This is a genomic window from Flavobacterium collinsii (assembly GCF_946903285.1).
GTDB lineage: Bacteria > Bacteroidota > Bacteroidia > Flavobacteriales > Flavobacteriaceae > Flavobacterium > Flavobacterium collinsii.
The window spans coordinates 1,179,166-1,197,103 of the sequence record NZ_OX336425.1 but is presented as its reverse complement, the minus strand read 5'-3'; the positions used below and the strand labels follow the sequence as shown (position 1 = coordinate 1,197,103).

16 protein-coding genes are annotated in these 17,938 nt (G+C 33.6%); 10 read left to right on the top strand and 6 right to left on the bottom strand.

Translation table 11 applies throughout. From position 1 onward, the window contains the following. Positions 1–152: 152 nt before the first annotated feature. Entirely contained in the window at positions 153–716 is a 564-nt protein-coding gene (gene purN / locus OGZ34_RS05355; RefSeq protein ID WP_263362365.1) for a phosphoribosylglycinamide formyltransferase, read from the bottom strand. Positions 717–891: 175 nt separating this feature from the next. On the opposite strand from purN, the gene OGZ34_RS05350 reads away from it, so the two are divergent. From OGZ34_RS05350 to OGZ34_RS05310, 9 genes are all read left to right on the top strand, one after another. Then, on the top strand, positions 892–1,128 hold the full coding sequence (locus OGZ34_RS05350; protein WP_007137004.1) for an acyl carrier protein: 237 nt from the start codon (positions 892–894) through the stop codon (positions 1,126–1,128). Positions 1,129–1,370: 242 nt separating this feature from the next. Further along, positions 1,371–2,624: a beta-ketoacyl-ACP synthase II gene (gene fabF / locus OGZ34_RS05345; protein WP_173964765.1), complete on the top strand. Its 1,254-nt coding sequence runs from the start codon at positions 1,371–1,373 to the stop codon at positions 2,622–2,624. 9 nt (positions 2,625–2,633) lie between these two features. Continuing rightward, positions 2,634–3,374 carry a ribonuclease III gene (gene rnc / locus OGZ34_RS05340; protein ID WP_173964764.1) on the top strand — a complete coding sequence of 247 codons (741 nt, stop codon included), beginning with the start codon at positions 2,634–2,636 and terminating at the stop codon, positions 3,372–3,374. A 125-nt stretch (positions 3,375–3,499) separates the two neighbouring features. Next, on the top strand, positions 3,500–3,988 hold the full coding sequence (locus OGZ34_RS05335) for an IPExxxVDY family protein (RefSeq protein WP_173964763.1): 489 nt from the start codon (positions 3,500–3,502) through the stop codon (positions 3,986–3,988). A gap of 5 nt (positions 3,989–3,993) precedes the next feature. Next, the gene (gene pyk, locus OGZ34_RS05330) at positions 3,994–5,427 is read left to right on the top strand and encodes a pyruvate kinase (protein WP_263362364.1); all 1,434 of its coding nucleotides are present in this window, start codon (positions 3,994–3,996) and stop codon (positions 5,425–5,427) included. Between the two features lie 443 nt (positions 5,428–5,870). Then, positions 5,871–6,452, top strand: coding sequence for a DUF4136 domain-containing protein (locus OGZ34_RS05325; protein WP_263362363.1), 582 nt, complete (start codon positions 5,871–5,873; stop codon positions 6,450–6,452). Between the two features lie 365 nt (positions 6,453–6,817). After that, positions 6,818–8,014, top strand: a complete 1,197-nt coding sequence (locus OGZ34_RS05320) for a C1 family peptidase (RefSeq protein ID WP_173964760.1) — start codon at positions 6,818–6,820, stop codon at positions 8,012–8,014. 489 nt (positions 8,015–8,503) lie between these two features. Continuing rightward, positions 8,504–9,181: a hypothetical protein gene (locus OGZ34_RS05315; protein WP_173964759.1), complete on the top strand. Its 678-nt coding sequence runs from the start codon at positions 8,504–8,506 to the stop codon at positions 9,179–9,181. Between the two features lie 30 nt (positions 9,182–9,211). Then, the gene (locus OGZ34_RS05310) at positions 9,212–10,723 is read left to right on the top strand and encodes a hypothetical protein (protein ID WP_263362362.1); all 1,512 of its coding nucleotides are present in this window, start codon (positions 9,212–9,214) and stop codon (positions 10,721–10,723) included. 176 nt (positions 10,724–10,899) lie between these two features. Here the strand turns inward: OGZ34_RS05310 and OGZ34_RS05305 are convergent, their stop codons facing one another. The 3 genes from OGZ34_RS05305 to OGZ34_RS05295 form a co-directional block, all read right to left on the bottom strand. Next, positions 10,900–12,810 carry a hypothetical protein gene (locus OGZ34_RS05305; protein WP_263362361.1) on the bottom strand — a complete coding sequence of 637 codons (1,911 nt, stop codon included), beginning with the start codon at positions 12,808–12,810 and terminating at the stop codon, positions 10,900–10,902. Continuing rightward, complete coding sequence (locus OGZ34_RS05300; RefSeq protein ID WP_263362360.1) at positions 12,810–13,364, bottom strand: type II toxin-antitoxin system antitoxin SocA domain-containing protein; 555 nt, start codon at positions 13,362–13,364, stop codon at positions 12,810–12,812. The genes OGZ34_RS05305 and OGZ34_RS05300 overlap by 1 nt, the downstream gene beginning before the upstream one ends. Positions 13,365–13,791: 427 nt before the next feature. Then, the gene (locus OGZ34_RS05295) at positions 13,792–14,181 is read right to left on the bottom strand and encodes a helix-turn-helix domain-containing protein (RefSeq protein ID WP_263362359.1); all 390 of its coding nucleotides are present in this window, start codon (positions 14,179–14,181) and stop codon (positions 13,792–13,794) included. A 168-nt stretch (positions 14,182–14,349) separates the two neighbouring features. Here OGZ34_RS05295 and OGZ34_RS05290 point away from each other — a divergent pair, with 168 nt between their 5' ends. Next, positions 14,350–14,631 carry a hypothetical protein gene (locus OGZ34_RS05290; RefSeq protein WP_263362358.1) on the top strand — a complete coding sequence of 94 codons (282 nt, stop codon included), beginning with the start codon at positions 14,350–14,352 and terminating at the stop codon, positions 14,629–14,631. A gap of 711 nt (positions 14,632–15,342) precedes the next feature. Here the strand turns inward: OGZ34_RS05290 and OGZ34_RS05285 are convergent. Beyond that, positions 15,343–16,746, bottom strand: coding sequence for a hypothetical protein (locus tag OGZ34_RS05285; RefSeq protein ID WP_263362357.1), 1,404 nt, complete (start codon positions 16,744–16,746; stop codon positions 15,343–15,345). A gap of 396 nt (positions 16,747–17,142) precedes the next feature. Further along, positions 17,143–17,613, bottom strand: a complete 471-nt coding sequence (locus OGZ34_RS05280; protein WP_263362356.1) for an OsmC family protein — start codon at positions 17,611–17,613, stop codon at positions 17,143–17,145. Positions 17,614–17,938 lie beyond the last annotated feature (325 nt).

Sequence of the window (17,938 nt, the reverse complement as noted above, 5' to 3'; positions counted from 1 at the left end):
TCTTAGATATTTTAGATTGTTAGACTTCTTAGATTATTGGATTTTTAGACTTCTTAGATTATTGAACTATTGGATCTTTAGGTTTACTTCATTTTAGCAAAACCTGAAAAAACATTAAGCATTTAAAAAAGAAATCTAAGGATCTAAGAAGTCTAAGCTTCTAATATTCTGGAAATAATTTCCGGAAAATACTTTTGTTCCAGTTCATGAATCTTTTCGGCCACTGTTTCCGGGGTATCCTCTTCGGTTAGAGCTACGCTTTTCTGAAAGATGATACCACCTTCATCATAATTTTCATTTACAAAATGAATAGAGATTCCTGTTTCTTTCTCTTTATTATCAACTACAGCTCTGTGTATGTGCATGCCATACATTCCCTTACCTCCATAATGAGGTAAAAGCGCAGGATGTATGTTTATTATTTTATCCGGATATTGTTCTATTATATGCTCTGGAAATTTCAATAGGAAACCTGCAAGAACTATCAGATCCGGATCTATTTCTTGTATTTTTTGTAAAACATTTCTTTCTAAAAGTTCGTTTTTTGAGAAGATTTCGACTGGAATTTGATGATTTTTTGCTCTTTCAATAACTTTTGCTGAAGCGTTATTTGTAAAAATCGAAACGACGTTTGCAATTTTGGTCTTCGCAAAATATTTTATAATGTTTTCAGCATTAGTACCTGATCCTGAGGCAAAAACAATAATTTTTTTCATAATCCAATTTATTTTTAGACTGCAAAAAACGGAATAAAAATCGAAAATAAATAGTATTAAAAAGTCTTTCTTGAAATTAATTTTATAAATTAGTGTTACATTTATAAACTAAATAGTTGTTTTAAAATAAAGTTTTTTATTTTTGCCAACAAATTAAATTCTAAAATTAAAGATTATGTCAGACATTGCATCAAGAGTAAAAGCGATTATCGTAGACAAATTAGGTGTTGACGAAAACGAAGTTGTAACAGAAGCAAGCTTCACTAATGATTTAGGAGCTGACTCATTAGACACTGTTGAGCTTATTATGGAATTCGAAAAAGAATTTGATATTCAAATTCCAGACGATCAAGCAGAAAACATTGCTACTGTTGGTCAAGCTATTTCTTATATCGAAGAAGCTAAAAAATAATAATACCGCACCCGATTTCTAAAAAGCCCCAATTTTTGAAATTCAAAATTCCAAAATTGGAATTTGATTTTTGAAATTTGATTTTTTTAAGAGTCGGGTGTTATTATTTTTTTTCAAATTTAAATTTCGATTGATTTTCAATCAAAAAGATATATTTATATTGTAATGCCCATGGCTCTTAAGTAAACAATACAATTAAGAAAGCGTGGGTTTTATTTGTTTAAAGTACAAAATACATATTTATGGCATTAAGGCGAGTTGTTGTAACAGGATTAGGTGCACTTACTCCTATCGGGAATAATATCCAGGAATATTGGAATGCACTTGTGAATGGAGTTAGCGGAGCGGCTCCTATCACATATTATGATACAGAGAAGCATAAAACGAAATTTGCCTGTGAAGTAAAAAACTTCAATATTGAAGATTTTATGGATCGTAAAGAATCTCGTAGATTAGATAAATTCGCTCAATATGCAGTTGCTGCCAGTGATGAAGCTATTAAAGATGCCGGACTTACTAATGATAATATCGACAAACAAAGAGTAGGTGTTATCTGGGGAGCAGGAATCGGAGGTTTAGAAACTTTCCAGGAAGAAGTAATTTATTATGCTAAAGGAGACGGAACTCCAAAATTCAATCCGTTTTTTATCCCTAAAATGATTGCCGATATAGCACCTGCACACATTTCGATGCGTAACGGATATATGGGACCAAATTATACTACTGTTTCTGCATGTGCATCTTCTGCAAATGCATTAATTGATGCTTTCAACTACATCCGTTTAGGAATGTGTGATGTTATTGTATCCGGTGGTTCAGAAGCGGCCATTACCATTGCCGGTATGGGAGGTTTTAACTCTATGCACGCTTTATCAACAAGAAACGAAAGCCCTGAAACAGCTTCAAGACCTTTTGACGGAACCAGAGACGGTTTTGTATTAGGAGAAGGAGCAGGAGCATTAGTTCTTGAAGATTACGAGCATGCTAAAGCCAGAGGTGCAAAAATTTACTGTGAAATTGGCGGTGGCGGAATGTCATCTGATGCTTACCACTTAACCGCACCACATCCGGAAGGAATTGGAGTTATTGCAGTAATGAAAAATACCCTGAGAGATGCCGGAATGAATCCTGAAGATGTTGATCATATCAATACTCACGGAACTTCTACTCCTTTAGGAGATGTTGCTGAATTAAAAGCAATCAGTGCTGTTTTTGGAGAACATGCAAAAACAATCAACATTAACTCTACAAAATCAATGACAGGCCACTTACTTGGTGCGGCTGGAGCTATTGAAGCAATTGCTTCTATTTTAGCAATGCAGCACGGAATTGTACCTCCAACGATTAATCATACTGTAGTAGATGAAAACATTGATCCTTCATTGAATCTTACCTTAAACAAACCTCAAAAAAGAGAAGTAAATGTTGCTATGAGTAACACTTTTGGTTTTGGTGGACACAATGCTTGCGTATTGTTTAAAAAATTAGTGGACTAATTTCTGCATATGAATATTATCAAAAAAATATTTTCTAAATCCCGTTCTCTAGAAGACGGGATTTTTTTTGACACTATTCAGAAAATACTTGGTTTTCAGCCTGCAACGATCGATTTTTATAAGAAAGCTTTTACACACCGGTCTTCAAATAAATTAGACGAGTCGGGACACCCGATCAATTACGAGCGATTGGAATTTTTAGGAGACGCTATGTTAAGTGCCGTAATTGCAGCGCATTTATTTAATAAAGCACCTAATGGTGACGAAGGTTATCTAACCAAAATGCGTTCGAAAATCGTAAGTCGCGAGCATTTGAATGAGCTGGGTAAAGATCTGAATCTGGTTCGTTTTGTAGAAAGCAAAGTTCCTATCCAGCACTTTGGAGAAAACATTCATGGTAATATTTTCGAATCCCTTATTGGAGCCATTTATCTGGATAAAGGATATTCGTTTTGTGAAAAATTTATTCAAAAAAGAGTGATTACACCTTATGTCGACATAGCTCGCCTTGAGGGAAAAGTAATTAGCTATAAAAGCTTGGTTATCGAATGGTGTCAGAAAGAAAAAAGAATCTTTCACTATGACATTTTTGAAGATAACGGCATTGATGGCCAACGCCTGTTTGGCGTCAAATTAAGTATAGACGATAAAGTAGTCGCAAGAGCACGCGCAACTTCAAAAAAGAAAGCAGAAGAAAAAGCCTCACAAAGGGCATATTTTGCATTTCAGGAAAAAATAGACAAGAAATAGCTACAAAACACTTGTAACTATCTTAAAGCTATAACGTTTTCGTTTATAATTTAACAAAAACATACACTTCTTAACTATCGATGCTCCGTTAGAAATAGTATATTTACACCTTTATTTTTCATGACATGGCTATTCATAGATTGGATTTAGACGAATTTGACGAAATTGATTATTATTTAATGGCAATCCACACTTCATTGGAAGATTACAGATTGGCCTATTTTATCAATAAAAACCTTCCGATAAACTTAAGTAAGAGCAAAAACGAGATCCATGCTCAAACTAAAGAAGGCGAGGCAAATTTTTCGAGATTTTATTATTATGATTCCGAAAAAGCAGTTTCATGGAACTTGATTCAGAATAAAAATGAGATCATTTCAGTGAGTAAAAATGATTCTCAAGATTTGTTTTCCAATGAGACAAGTGAGGTTTCAACAACAATTCATTTACTTCCTGAATTCAAAAAAGTAGATTTTTTCCTGAAAGTAGACAATAGCGAAGAAGCTCTTGACTTTTCAGAAATTCAACAACAATTAAACAAAATAGAAAGTATTGCAGCTATATATGCTGTCGATACCGACAAAATAAAATCAAAAAACAATCTAATTTTTTAAAAAAAATGCTAAAAACAAACAAAAAAACCAAAATTGTTGCTACACTTGGGCCTGCATGTAGTACGAGGGAGATTATCAAGGATATGATCGAGGCAGGGGTTAATGTGTTTAGAATCAATTTTTCGCATGCTGATTACGAAGGAGTAAAAGATAAAATCAATATTATTAGAGGTCTTAATGAAGAGTTTGGTTACACTACTGCAATCTTAGGAGATTTACAGGGACCAAAGCTTAGAGTTGGAGTAATGGAAGAAGGAACAGTTGTAAATGATGGTGACATCATTACTTTTACAACTGCTGAAGATATTATTGGAACAGCTCAGAAAGTGTTCATGAAATATCAAAATTTCCCAAATGATGTTAATCCGGGAGAACGTATTTTATTGGACGACGGTAAATTGATTTTCGAAATCCTTACTACCGATAAAAAAACAGAAGTTACTGCTAAAGTAATTCAGGGTGGAGAATTAAAGTCTAAAAAAGGGGTTAATCTTCCAAACACTAAAATTTCTTTACCGGCTTTAACAGAGAAGGATATTGCTGATGCTATTTTTGCTATCGAACAAAAAGTAGACTGGATTGCGCTTTCGTTTGTAAAAACACCTCGTGACTTACAAGATCTTCAAGAATTAATTGCCAAACATTCAGAGCATAAAATTCCAATCGTAGCTAAAATTGAAATGCCGGAAGCTCTTGAGAACATGGATAAAATTGTAGCGTATTGTGATGCCTTAATGGTAGCTCGTGGAGATTTAGGGGTTGAACTTCCTGCTCACGAAGTACCATTGGTACAAAAAGACTTAATCCGCAGAGCAAAAACTGCGAGAATTCCGGTTATCGTTGCTACACAAATGATGGAAACGATGATTACAAGTTTAACTCCTACAAGAGCCGAAGTAAACGACGTTGCAAACTCAGTAATGGACGGTGCCGATGCAGTAATGTTATCAGGAGAAACTGCTACAGGAAACTATCCGGTACAGGTTATTCAAAAAATGACACAAATTTGTGAGGCGGTTGAGGATTCTCCACTTATCCAGGTTCCACAAAACACGCCACAAATTAAAACAAAACGTTTTGTTACTAAAACAGTTTGCCATCAGGCCGCTTTATTGGCTAATGAAATCAAAGCAAAAGCAATTTGTACTTTGACAAACAGTGGTTATACCGCTTTCCAAATTTCGGCCTGGAGACCATCTGCACACATTTTAGTATTTACTTCAAACAGAAGAATCTTAACACAATTGAATTTATTATGGGGAGTAAGATCTTACTTCTATGACAAAGACGAAAGTACAGATGATACTGTAACTGATGTTAACGAAATCGCAAGAGAAAAAGGATATGTTGTAAAAGGAGATTATCTAATCAACCTTGCGGCAATGCCAATTAAAGAAAAAGGAATGGTAAACACCATGAGAGTTTCTGAAATAGAATAGTTTATTTTTTAAAGTATACATTCACACCGAAAAGCCATTCGATTATCGAATGGCTTTTTTATTGTTTAATTTTAAAACACTTAAAAAAAAATATTACCCCCAATTCTGTGGTCAAAATCATAGACGAAGCTGGAAATACATGATTTACATAGATCTGTTTTATCGGATTATTTCTAAATTAGGTTGTGCTTCAGGGAAAACAATACCCGTATAAAGCCTGCAATTTTCTTTAATAGTAACCAATCGTTGAGGACTAACAAGTAAGAATTTTACGTCTAGTATTATGCCATTTAAATAAAATAATTTATCTTTAACTACAAGAGCGACATATATTAATCATAACTACTTACAAAAGCACTTACTTTTATTTATACTCTGGATTTCATCAAAATTTTAATAATATCAAATTAAACTAATTTAATCATTAATTTAAATACCACAAGATGAATATTAAAAGAAAGAATCTTCGTATAATCCCAATACTTCTATTGGGTTTAATTTACAGCTGCTCACCAACTGTAAAAGTTACCACCGATTATGATCCCAGTACTAATTTCAACGAGTACAAAACGTTTACTGTTTACGACTTAAAAGCACAGGAAGGACAGGTCAGTCAATTAAATGTTGATCGTGTAACAAAAGCCATCCGTAGTGAAATGACTAGTAAAGGTTTTACAGAAACCACAACAAACCCGGATCTCAAAGTAAATGCAGTATCGATCTTAAAAACCAAAACTTCGGTATCAGCAAACACAGATTTTTATGGTTATGGCGGTATGTATCGTCCATATCGATATTGGGGTGGAGGTCCCATCATGGGAGGCGCCAATACAACCGTCAATACTTACGATTATGTTGATGGCTCTCTGATCATTGATATTGTATCTACAAAAACACAAAAACTGGTATGGCAAGGAATTGGTAATGCTCAAATAGACAGCAAACCCAACAATCCGGAAGAATTTATTTCCTCATCTATCAAAAAAATTATGGCAGGATTCCCTCCCGGATTAACAAAAAAATAAGCTTATACCCTAAAAAGCAATCACTAAAACACCCTGCAGAACGGATTTTGAATATTTACGGGTATGGAAATTCAAACTCCGCATGGATGTCGATGCCGCAAAATTCCCAAAAGACCGGGCCTACTATATTATTTTTGTAAATAACTGGCTGCCTTGATTCTCTATCACTATCAAACGCAACAAGTTTAAAACTGATCGGATTTACCCGCTTTTTTGTTTTGCGTATTTTGTAAGTTTATATAGATTAAGAAAAACATTTTATAAAAATTAACGGTTGCGGGTTAGTTTTATTAGTTAAAATTTAATTGTTTTGTAACAAAATTTAAATTACGACAACTAATTTATCAAAACATTAAATATAAATTATGAATACATTTTCATTCAAATCAGTGTTTGCAGCATCGGTATTTTTGGCTGGAACAGCAGGCTGTTTTGCGCAGGACGTTTTAGTAAACTCACTTAAATTAAACGCCAGCGACAAAAGTAAAGAAAACTTTAAATTTACCGAAGTTATCAATTTAGGAACAACTTCTGTAAAAGCTCAGGGTTCATCAGGAACTTGCTGGAGTTATTCAACCAACTCATTCTTAGAATCAGAAATGATTCGTTTAGGAAAACAACCGGTTGAATTGTCTCAAATTTTTTCGGCAAGAAACGTGTATGTTGACAAAGGAGAAAACTATGTTCGTATGCATGGAGCTATTAGTCTTGGTGACGGTGGAGCTTTGCATGATGTAATTAATATGTATAAAAAGTACGGAACTGTTCCGAGAGAAGTATATACAGGATTAAACTACGGAACAGATAAAAACAAATTTGGTGAAATGGGCGCTTTAATCGAAAGTGTTTTAGCAGCAGTAGTTAAAAACCCTAACGGAGAGCTGACACCAAACTGGAAAAAAGCCTACGCAGCGGTAATTGATTCTTATTTAGGTAAAGTACCGGATAACTTTAACTACAAAGGAAAAAACTATACACCTCAAACTTTTGCTAAAGAAGTGGTAGGAATTAATCCGGATGAGTATGTAGAAATGTCTTCTTTTACTACCTCTCCATACTACCAAAAAACGACTATGATGGTGCCGGATAACTGGTCATTGGATCAGGTTTACAACGTAAAAGTAAACGACATGACCGATGTTATCGACAATGCACTGAAAAAAGGATATACTGTAGCGTGGGCAACAGATGTGAGCGAGAAAAGCTTTAGCTGGAAAAATGGTGTGGCTTACGTGGCTACAAAAAAATTCGACGATATGACTGCTGAAGAAAAAGCAGACATGTTTAACGGACCAAAAGCTGAGCCTGAAATTACTCCTGAAATGCGTCAGACTGCATTTGACAACTACACTACTACAGACGATCACGGTATGCACATCATTGGTTTAGCCAAAGATCAAACCGGAAAAGAATATTACATCGTTAAAAATTCATGGGGAGAAACAAATGACTACAAAGGTTTCTTGTTTGTAACTAAGAATTTTGTAAAATACAAAACAACTGCTTTATTAGTAAACAAAGGCGGAATCCCTGCTGAGATTGCTAAAAAATTAGGGGTATAATTACCTTAGAGTTTTAAAAAATAAAGAAGCGCTGCGATGAAAATTGTAGCGCTTCTTTATTTTAACCACAAAGAGCACAAAGGTTTACTCAAGAAACGTAGAAACATCTTATCGGTAACCAATATCAAAATGCTGCGTCCAAATTAGCATTACAAAAAAGGAACGCGGATTACGCAGATTCGCTTTGCGAAAACGCTGATAAAAACGGATTTACTATGAATAAAAATTATTCTCTAACAAATAATAAAAAATCCGCGCTGATCTATGCTTTCGCAAAGCGAATCCGTACAATCCGCGTGCTATCTTTTTAACCACAAAGGGCGCAAAGGTAGACGCAAGGAACGTTAAGCGCTATTTTTTTGTCTAAATCAGGTATAAGTACTTGGATGAGTTGTTTTTAGTATCCATAAATTCGTCTTGCTTAAGCAATTAAGAGGCGTCTCCCGAAAAGCCTTAACAGAGTAGGGCAATCCAATAAACAATTAAACCATGTCAACACCCCCAGTAATCACAGTACCCATTGCAGATCAACAACATTTGTTATTTTTATTTATTCCATTAAAAAAAGGCGCTTTGCCCGAAGCATTACTTGCTGCTCAAAGCATTAGAGAAGCTGCCACTACAGAACCTCCGGTTGGAGATCTCCGTAAAACAACAGGAGTACATTATTTTACCATTTATGCACAAGCAGACGGAGCTCCAACTCCAGGGATACCTGTTCCGGGATTTCAGTCTTATCCGGGAAAAGATGTATTGGTAGTAATGTCTATCTATGACGGGCAATTTGATGATTATATCAGAGCGTTCTTCAAGATAGAGCAGGTTGTGAAAGGTTTAAACTTCTTGTTACATCTTATGGACGAAGAAGGAATTCCGGGTGTGGATCCGGATGGACCAACATCGGCAAAATTTATAAGACACAAAGACAGAGGCGGAGTGGTTAAAAATGCTAATGCATTTTACTGCTTGTTGATGCGTTATAATTTTGGGGATCCTGTTTTTTCTGCAGGCGATAAAGATGGGAAATATATTTTTGGCACCAACTTTCCGGGACTTACCGTAGCAAAAATTATCGACAACTATCCAAATGCCGATAAAACATGGCCAGCAGTTCCGGGTCAGGTAAGTTATAATTTCCCAAAAGCTCAAAAACCGGATTGCGAATAGTTTTAAATCTAATCTTAATGAAGATAATCGATGAGTAATTCCAATCAGATTGAGATGAATGATATACAGGGACTAATATTACGAGGTTATAATTTTCCTCACATCAGATATATTATTTTCAGTATAAAAGATCCCGACGGAGCAAAACAATTTTGTGCAGATCTTGCTTCGGGAACCGCTCCCGGTGGTTTGTCGATCACCAGTGCAGAGCCTTGGGAAAACATGCAAAAACCGGACTATTGTCTTAATATTGGTTTTACGTACTTCGGTTTAGAAAAACTCATAGGTAAAGTTAATAGTAAAACGGTAAAGGATGATTCGAGTGCCGAAGTATTTCTAGCCTTTAAAAAAGGAGCAATAAATGATTCCGTGCTAATGGGTGACACCGGAGAGAGTGCTCCTGCAAACTGGTGGAAAAACGGAGGGTGGATTGCAAAAGAAGCACCAAGTACTGATGGCAGTGAGCTTCATATTCAATTGACACTTTTTACCTTAACACCTGAAAACAGAGAAAAATACTATTCGGATTTATTGGGTATGGTAGCCCAAATGCCTTCAGGACCAGCTGTAGTTCCGGCATATTATCAGGATTCAGATCCTATAACCGTCGACGGAAACTCAGATTATGTACATTTTGGATATCGCGACAGTTTGTCTCAGCCACGTATTGATGATATTTTGTGGAACAAGCCCAAAATGCTAAAATTAATGGGCATAAGCAGTATCGACGACCGACCAAAAGTACCTTTGGATCGCTTTGTAATAAGTAAGAAAGCAAAGGATTATAATGCCCATACCCTATTAGTAAATGGCACTTTTGCGGCTTTTAGATTGTTGTATCAGGACGAAGCCAAGTTTAATGCTTTCATTCATTCCAACAGTGAAACTTCACCCGAATTAATGGCTGCAAAGATTTGCGGACGCTGGCGCGACGGTACACCTCTTGTTGTATCTCCCAATAAAGAAGATAAAAATCTGGGAGAACCCAGTACCAAAAACTTCAATTTTACCAACTTTAATTACTTAAAGGCAAGTCCAAATCAGCAAGGTGATCAAAGCAGTGATGAACTGGCTTTAAAATGTCCTTATGCAGCACACATACGGAGAGCAAACCCACGTGATGACATAAACGTAACCGACAATGATGATAATGCCGAAACCCATCGAATTCTAAGGCGGGCATCGCCTTACGGTCCCGTGTATGATCCTGCCGAAAAACCCGGCATACAACGAGGATTGGTTGGATTGTTTATTGGAGCTGTTCTTGATCTTCAGTTTCGTTTTGTTACCAAAGCCTGGTTGGAGCGGGGAGGTTTTAGAAATCCGGATACATCACCCAATCGTAGTGGAGTTGATCCAATTTTTGGTCCACAGGTCGAAGATACTAGTCCGGACAATTCTATTTTTGCTTATAATAAAAAGGGAACTTATATAGAAACCCCAAACCTAACGCGTTTTGTGCGTACAGATGGTAGTTTGTATTTGTTTTTACCCAGTATTTCAGGTTTGAAATTCATCTCAGAAGGGAAAATTCCGGTGTAGTATAAGATCGAGAATTCCTCTAGATATGGTTAAGAAGTTAGGAATTTACTTCTTTTTTGAAATAGAAAAGCGCTGCAAATTTTGTAGCGCTTTTTTCTGAAGTTTTACTGATAATTGTAAGAAAAAGGAATCTTTATGATGTTTTTAATACTAGTAATTCATTTTTAAAGAATGAACTATTTTTCTTTTTTAAGCTCCATTTTTTTCTTGTCGTTTTTGTTTGAGTTTAATTTTGGATGCGATACTTCTTTTTTAGGGATACTTTTATTAATTTGTTGGGGATTCATAACATAATTAATAGCTATTCCCGACATGATTACCAATCCAAAAAAGAAACCATAATGTACTTTGGTTAGACTTTTTAAGTTTTCTCTAGTAATTAGCCATATTAGAAATATAAACAACACAAGTGAGTATGAAAATGCAAGCATAAACTGAATTGCTTCACTCATGGTTAGATTTTTAATACTAAAAATTTGAATACTCCCAGAAGTAAATAAAACTATTGCAGAAAAAATACCCAATATTTCAATTGATTTTTTTTCAGACTTTTCTACACTTTCACGAACTCTTAGAATTATACTTTTTTGATTTTCTAAATTTTCTTGTAATTCAATCAGAGTTAAATACTTGCCTTCTTTTCTAGATAATTCATTGAAGTTTACTTGAAGCTTTTCAAAATTTATCGGCAAAACAAATGAGCTACTTAAAAATATTTTAACATCTTCTCCTTCAAAATTAATTGTAGTACAACATTCATTACTTGGAAGTTGAAATGCTAAAAAGTTTCTTTCTTTACACCATTCTAAGCAATTATATGCTTCTTTTAAATTAGCTTTTAATTTGTTAATTAAGTTAGTTGCATGAATGAAGTCGAATTCGTTTTTTTTAAATTCTTCGTTTAAAAGTTGATCAATATAGTCACAGTATTTTATAAATGGGAAATAGTTCTTAATACCCGTTTCTAGTTGAATATGTTTAATGTTTCCAAGTTTCTTTTCAATCTCTTCTAATTTAAGTCCTTTTTTTTCAAGGTATATACTAAACTCATTGTTTAACATATAATTTTTTATGGTATATAAAGAATGTTTGTTAAATTTTGAGAGATTAGTTTTGCTTATTTCCTCATCATACTTAGTTTTAAACAAACTTAACACATTAGAAACTTGCTTATAATTATTATTTTTGTCTTTATATATTTTTGTTAGTTGATGAATTTCTACATAAGAAAGAGGTTCTTTTTTTCTTATTTTCTCTTTAATCAAGTCAATTTCACTATTTGAATAACAATTGTTGTTTGAGGAATAATGTTTTAGCATTATATTGTCAAAATGAGAAAAAGAATCAGCTTGTACTTCTTCTAAAGTTAATTCCTTATCTTGATAATCAATCGTATATAAATAGCTAAATTCATTGTCCTGTTTGATCCGAAATAGAATTTTTTTAATTAAATAATTACATTTATCTTTTATTAATGGTAAATATTTATATTCTGTATTTATCTCTTCAAGCTCTTTTTTGTAAAGAATGAGATTGCTAAGTATTTTTTCATTTATACTTAAATCTATATCAATTGCAGCAATTTTAATATTCTTCTGTAAAATTTGAATTTGTTCTTTTAAATGCGAAGTATTTTTTAAATCAATTGGATTATACATTGCTTTCTCTGCTGTAAACAACCATTTTCCTCCTTCGTTTAATAATTTTTTATTAAATGAGTGGCTTAGTCTCTGAATTGATTTTTTAGCAAAATTAAAAGGCTCAATAAATGAGTTAATAAAAATATCTGTTAGCTCAAGAGTTTTAGGTTCATTTTCAACAATTTCTATTCCAACTTGAATTTCTGAAATTTTTGTTGTTAATTTATCTAATTCTCTTTTAAAATTATCAGGTTCTTGAAAAATTTCACCTGAAAGAATAGATAGATTTAAATTTTCAAAAATTTTATTAATATTTAAATTAATTCTGCCTATTATAGTTTTAATAGATTCATCAATATTTTCAACTGAAAAATTATATTCTGAAATCCAATTTTCTGGTAAACCTGCTTCTGAATCTAAAAAGATTGAACATTGCTCTAAAATCATTAAAGTGATAATTCAAAGGTTTTATTCTCTTCTATAATTAAGTTAGAAGGAATGTATTCGCTATATCGATAATTTGATTTTGCATAAGAGAACATTGATCTCCATGAAAACCACTTATGACTTAATTCAACAAGTTGAAGGGAATTATAGTTAATTAAGTCAGAATTAATTTTTGTTAAATTATCAATGGCTTCAGATACCTCAGATTTTAGTTTTTCACTTAGTGCAAAATCGTTTTCCGATAAATTAAGCCTTAAAATAGTAAGATTTTTATTTTCAATTCTATAGAATTCAAATTTGTTCCAGTTACTATAAATGTCACTCTCAACGTGCCCATATGGCATCGCATAGAAATTATTAAAAACAGTTAAAAGAGAATTTGTTTTTGAATTTACTGCCGAAACAAAAAAATGCAATTTGATAACTTTTAGTTTGTTTAAATCATTTTTTAAATTGAACTGAGTGTCGTCAATTATAGAATTTTGAAGTTTATACCAGTTTATTAACTTAAAAACAACAAATTCAAATGCTTGTGTTTTTTCTTTGATAGTCATTATTATAGGTTTTTGGACAAACTTAAATTAAAGAAATTATATATCATAATATCTGTAAAGCGAATATATGAAAATAGTCTGAATTTTATTTCTTTTTCGAAGTTAATTTATTGATTTTCAATTAATTTTACATTTAATAATTGGTTTTTAGGTAATTATAATTTTTAAAATGGATTTTTAATTTATATATTTTCTTTTGAATCCTTTTCTCTAACGAATAATTTTCTATTTCTTAATAAATATGTTTTCAAAAAGAAACCGTAACAAATTATTTTTTTATTTGAATTTGTTTCAAAAACCGAAACAAATTGTTTTTAATTCATTTTTTGTTACAAGGACTTTGAAATATAAACAGACACATTAAACAAAAAAAGAGAAATCTCACACGAGACCTCTCTTTTATATAAATGATATGTTTAAAAAAGAATTACTTCCCTTTCAACATTTTTTCTAAATATTCAACCTTATCTTTTTCAGCTAGAACCAAACGTTCGTAGAGTTCAACAACTTTATCAAGTGGGTTAAAATTACAGTTATATGCATTTCCATTAATAACACTATTGTCATTTAATGTATTTCCAATAATATTTAAAACGGCTTCATCTGAAAAGTTTTTGATAGCTTCAGCCGAAACGCCAAGTACCTCAGCAATTTTAGCCAGTTTTTCATCATCAACAATTTCGCTTCCTTCAATATTAGAAACCGATTGCTGGCTCACACCAATAGCAATTGCTAAAGCTTCTTGTTTCATACCTCTCAGTTCTCTGATTCGGCTAATGTTTCTGCCGATATGTTTTGGTTTTGTTGCTGTGCTCATAGTTCAAAGATATTTAAAATTGTTGAGAATTTATGGAGATTGTGAAACACAAGCTTTGCTTAGTGGTTTACAATCTTACTTTTTTCGATACCATGCTATCTATCGCTTAATTGCGGCTTAAACAAAAGTACGTTTTTTCGTATAATTAATAATCATAAACTTAACGCCATGCAAAAAGAAAATCACAATCCGCAAAATCAAAATAAAGTAATCTCAGCCGTGGCACAATTTTTATCGGTGCTTTGGATGGAAGGAGAATTTAGGTACCAACCCGATTATTTAACCGAAATTTTTGAGGACATTCTCAAAACCGAAATTGGAGACGATCTCGATCTGCGAACCAAAATGATCAGTTGCATCAAAACCAGTAAAATGCTGGCAAAAGCACTGGAATCCTTCACCGATCAGGAAATCGAAAAAGCCAGTATCGAAATGTTGAACCCAAATTAGCACTTAAAAAATGGAACGCGGATTACGAAGATTCGCTTTGCGAAAACGCGGATAAAAACGGATTTCTAAGGGACCTATAAAAAGAACTTATAACATTAAGAATAAAAATTATCCTCAGACAAATAATATAAAAAAATCTGCGTACATCCGCGTTTTCGTGAAACGAATCCGTACAATTCGTGTGCTTTTTTAACCGCAAAGACCGCAAAGGTTTACGCGAGGAACGCAGAAACCTTTTACTGATTAGGAAATCGAAAAAGCCAGCATCGAAATGTTGAACCCAAATTAGCACTTAAAAAATGGAACGCGGATTACGCAGATTCGCTTTGCGAAAACGCTGATAAAAACAGATTTCTAAGGGACCTATAAAAAGAACTTATAACATTCATAATAAAAATTATCTTCAGACAAATAATATAAAAAAATCTGCGTACATCCGCGTTGTCGTGAAACGAATCCGTACAATCCGCGTGCTTTTTTAACCGCAAAGGTTTACGAAAGGAACGCAGAAACCTTTTACTGATTAGGAAATCGAAAAAGCCTGTATTCAAATCCTGAATCCATGACATTCTTATAAAAAAAGCGCTGCAAAATTTGCAGCGCTTCTTCCTACTTAAAAACTATTTAAAAAAAATCAATTATGAACGATTTAGAAATCCTGATTCGTAAACAAAACAACCATCAACTGCAGGGTTAAAAAGTCTGATACTTTTATTTGATATTAATTGTATTTATTTTCAGTTTATTCCCGCTTCCGACAGAAACAAACACCAATTTTTTACCATCTTTCGTTATTTTCATAGATTGACCATGATTTAATAAAGCCTCCGGATATTCTTCTATTTTAGAGATTATATTTCCATTAAGATCTGCAAGCGCAAAATAAGTACCTACAGCTGTTTTTTCATCCTTAAATACATTCCATGCAAGAAGTATTTTATCATTTCCATACAAATGCATCTGCATGCCCCATCCAACAAAATTTTCGGTATTTTCTGTTACCCAGGCCTCTTTTAATGTACTAGGTTTATTTGCTTGCATTCCTCCAAGAATAACAAGTTTAAGATCTCTTTGTTTCCTGCCATGTTCTGTGCAATATGTAACTGCTACATTTCCATTAGGTAATTCTATAAAATCTCCTGTTCTGGTTCCGGTATAATTATTATTTCCGGGATTATCGGGAATTTTATCGAAATATCGGTAACGCGTTCCGTTTCCAGTGACTAAATAAACTTCCTGATCCCATATTTCTGTCAAAAGTGCCCTGTTATTGCCTGAATCTCCATGAGCCAAAGTATAGTACTTTTTACTGTTATGAGATGGTATTAAGATTCTTTGATCAAAACTATGTGAGATATACCACTCATCCCCACTATTCTGACCTTTACTATCTTTAATTGGTTCTCCTGTTGACGCATTCATAAAAGCGATCCATCCTGCCTGGTGTCCTCCATACCCATGACGTCCAGAATACAACCCCAGAACATTTTCTTTTTTATTATATATAATTTGACTTGTACTCGATGTTCCCGGATTCCAAAATCCGTCTCCAAAATTAGCACTCATGCCTATTCCGGAAAACTTTACACTGCCCGATTCATCAAATCTGGTATATACTGCATCATGATAAACCCTTACATCATTTGGTCCTTTGTTTGGCTGAGAATAACCTACAATATAATCTCCGTTTTTTAAACCGCAAAAGTTCAAATACCAACTATCTCGTACATTAGCAACAGCAGGTACAGGAATATTTTTCACAAAGCTTTTGGTGTCAAGAGAAATTTTGGTAAGCTTACGACCAGCGCTTGAAGTTTCGCTTTTATCCAACCATAACACATCAACGCTATTGTCATCATTAATCTCAAAATTAATATAGGGACTAAAACCATAACTACTTTTTGCGCCTCGGTATCCCATACTGGCAATAGTATTTATATTGTATGGCGTACCATTTACCTCTACTTCAAAAGAAGCATAACCACCCAATATGCTTGTGTCCTTGTCTTTAATTTCTTCAACTACGACCGGTTTATTTTCACTTGATTTCTCTTCCTCGTGAGAGCAAGACACGAACCCCAAAAGAATGAGGCTTAAACTTATAATCTTTTTCATTGTTTTTGTTTTAAAAGAATACCTGTAAACGATTACTAACTTATTTTTATTCATTATTTGAGCACAAAGATATAATGTGAAAAACGTAACATTTTTGGTATGTAAGAAGTGGTATATATGATGTAATAACTGGTTTTTCTGTGTAAGAACTGGTAAAACCACACCCTTTTTAAACCCTTAAAATTGAAATTACTGCTTCTTCAGAAGCTCAAAAATGCCTAAAAAAGAGAGATTATAAGCAACTACCAATAAGGAATCAATCAAATTAGAGAAAGCTTCTAAAAATGATGATGCTGTTTAAAATTAAAAATTTGACTTATAAAGTAGTCCGGAAACGGCAAGTAAAAACTAAAGCTTTAGTTTTTCAAATTTTTGGAGTAGGCCGTTATTAATTACTTACACGGTAAGAACCTCGCAGCTCCCATGATGTAATACAGGAAAATTACAGGAATTGGCAATAAAACACAATTGGTTGGCTTTGGTATGAAGTGCATTCGCCAGTTCGATCTGATTAGCGTTAGCAATTTTTACTTTAGGGTTTAAATGAGCCAAAACAAAGCGTCCGCTTCCGTCTGGGGAAACTTCAAGCGTCGCTTCTGCCTCATCTGAATATTCGAGAACTTCTATTCCGTTTTGAGAGCATACATACAAATACGACATCATGTGACAGGAAACCAAACTGCTCAATAGCAAATCTTCGGGATTGTACAATTCAGGATCACCCTTAAAAGCTTTGGCTGCCGAAACATCTAAAATTGGTTTTCCTTCAATCCGAATCTGGTGGCTTTTGCTGTAAAACCTCTTAGTTGAATCTTCCTGCTTTTGCTTTAAAGTCCATTTTACTGCTGCTCTGAATAGATGTTTCATTTCGATTGTCGCTTTTGTTCTTGCGAAGTTACCATTTTATATGGTTTACGAATTAATCTCCTCTAAATGTGACGTTTTTTACAAACACATCTTACCGCATTATCATTTCGACCGGAGGGAGAAATCGCATTAGAAACTCCGCTCCTATAATCCTAATCTTTGTCAAATTTCGCTTGTGATTTGCTTCGCCTGTTCGCTATCGCTCGAGTCTCTCTCCGGTCGAAATGACACAAACGAGTTAAATTACTTCTTCTATTCGTTATCATTGAAATGGTGGAGCAATTCAAACATATCTAAAAACAAAAAATGGCCGGAATTGCTTCCG

What these genes read in the sequence shown, in the direction of transcription:
- purN (WP_263362365.1), bottom strand. Translation starts at nt 716, where the DNA reads ATGAAAAAAATTATTGTTTTTGCCTCAGGATCAGGTACTAATGCTGAA.
- OGZ34_RS05350 (WP_007137004.1), top strand. Translation starts at nt 892, where the DNA reads ATGTCAGACATTGCATCAAGAGTAAAAGCGATTATCGTAGACAAATTA.
- fabF (WP_173964765.1), top strand. Translation starts at nt 1,371, where the DNA reads ATGGCATTAAGGCGAGTTGTTGTAACAGGATTAGGTGCACTTACTCCT.
- rnc (WP_173964764.1), top strand. Translation starts at nt 2,634, where the DNA reads ATGAATATTATCAAAAAAATATTTTCTAAATCCCGTTCTCTAGAAGAC.
- OGZ34_RS05335 (WP_173964763.1), top strand. Translation starts at nt 3,500, where the DNA reads ATGGCTATTCATAGATTGGATTTAGACGAATTTGACGAAATTGATTAT.
- pyk (WP_263362364.1), top strand. Translation starts at nt 3,994, where the DNA reads ATGCTAAAAACAAACAAAAAAACCAAAATTGTTGCTACACTTGGGCCT.
- OGZ34_RS05325 (WP_263362363.1), top strand. Translation starts at nt 5,871, where the DNA reads ATGAATATTAAAAGAAAGAATCTTCGTATAATCCCAATACTTCTATTG.
- OGZ34_RS05320 (WP_173964760.1), top strand. Translation starts at nt 6,818, where the DNA reads ATGAATACATTTTCATTCAAATCAGTGTTTGCAGCATCGGTATTTTTG.
- OGZ34_RS05315 (WP_173964759.1), top strand. Translation starts at nt 8,504, where the DNA reads ATGTCAACACCCCCAGTAATCACAGTACCCATTGCAGATCAACAACAT.
- OGZ34_RS05310 (WP_263362362.1), top strand. Translation starts at nt 9,212, where the DNA reads ATGAGTAATTCCAATCAGATTGAGATGAATGATATACAGGGACTAATA.
- OGZ34_RS05305 (WP_263362361.1), bottom strand. Translation starts at nt 12,810, where the DNA reads ATGATTTTAGAGCAATGTTCAATCTTTTTAGATTCAGAAGCAGGTTTA.
- OGZ34_RS05300 (WP_263362360.1), bottom strand. Translation starts at nt 13,364, where the DNA reads ATGACTATCAAAGAAAAAACACAAGCATTTGAATTTGTTGTTTTTAAG.
- OGZ34_RS05295 (WP_263362359.1), bottom strand. Translation starts at nt 14,181, where the DNA reads ATGAGCACAGCAACAAAACCAAAACATATCGGCAGAAACATTAGCCGA.
- OGZ34_RS05290 (WP_263362358.1), top strand. Translation starts at nt 14,350, where the DNA reads ATGCAAAAAGAAAATCACAATCCGCAAAATCAAAATAAAGTAATCTCA.
- OGZ34_RS05285 (WP_263362357.1), bottom strand. Translation starts at nt 16,746, where the DNA reads ATGAAAAAGATTATAAGTTTAAGCCTCATTCTTTTGGGGTTCGTGTCT.
- OGZ34_RS05280 (WP_263362356.1), bottom strand. Translation starts at nt 17,613, where the DNA reads ATGAAACATCTATTCAGAGCAGCAGTAAAATGGACTTTAAAGCAAAAG.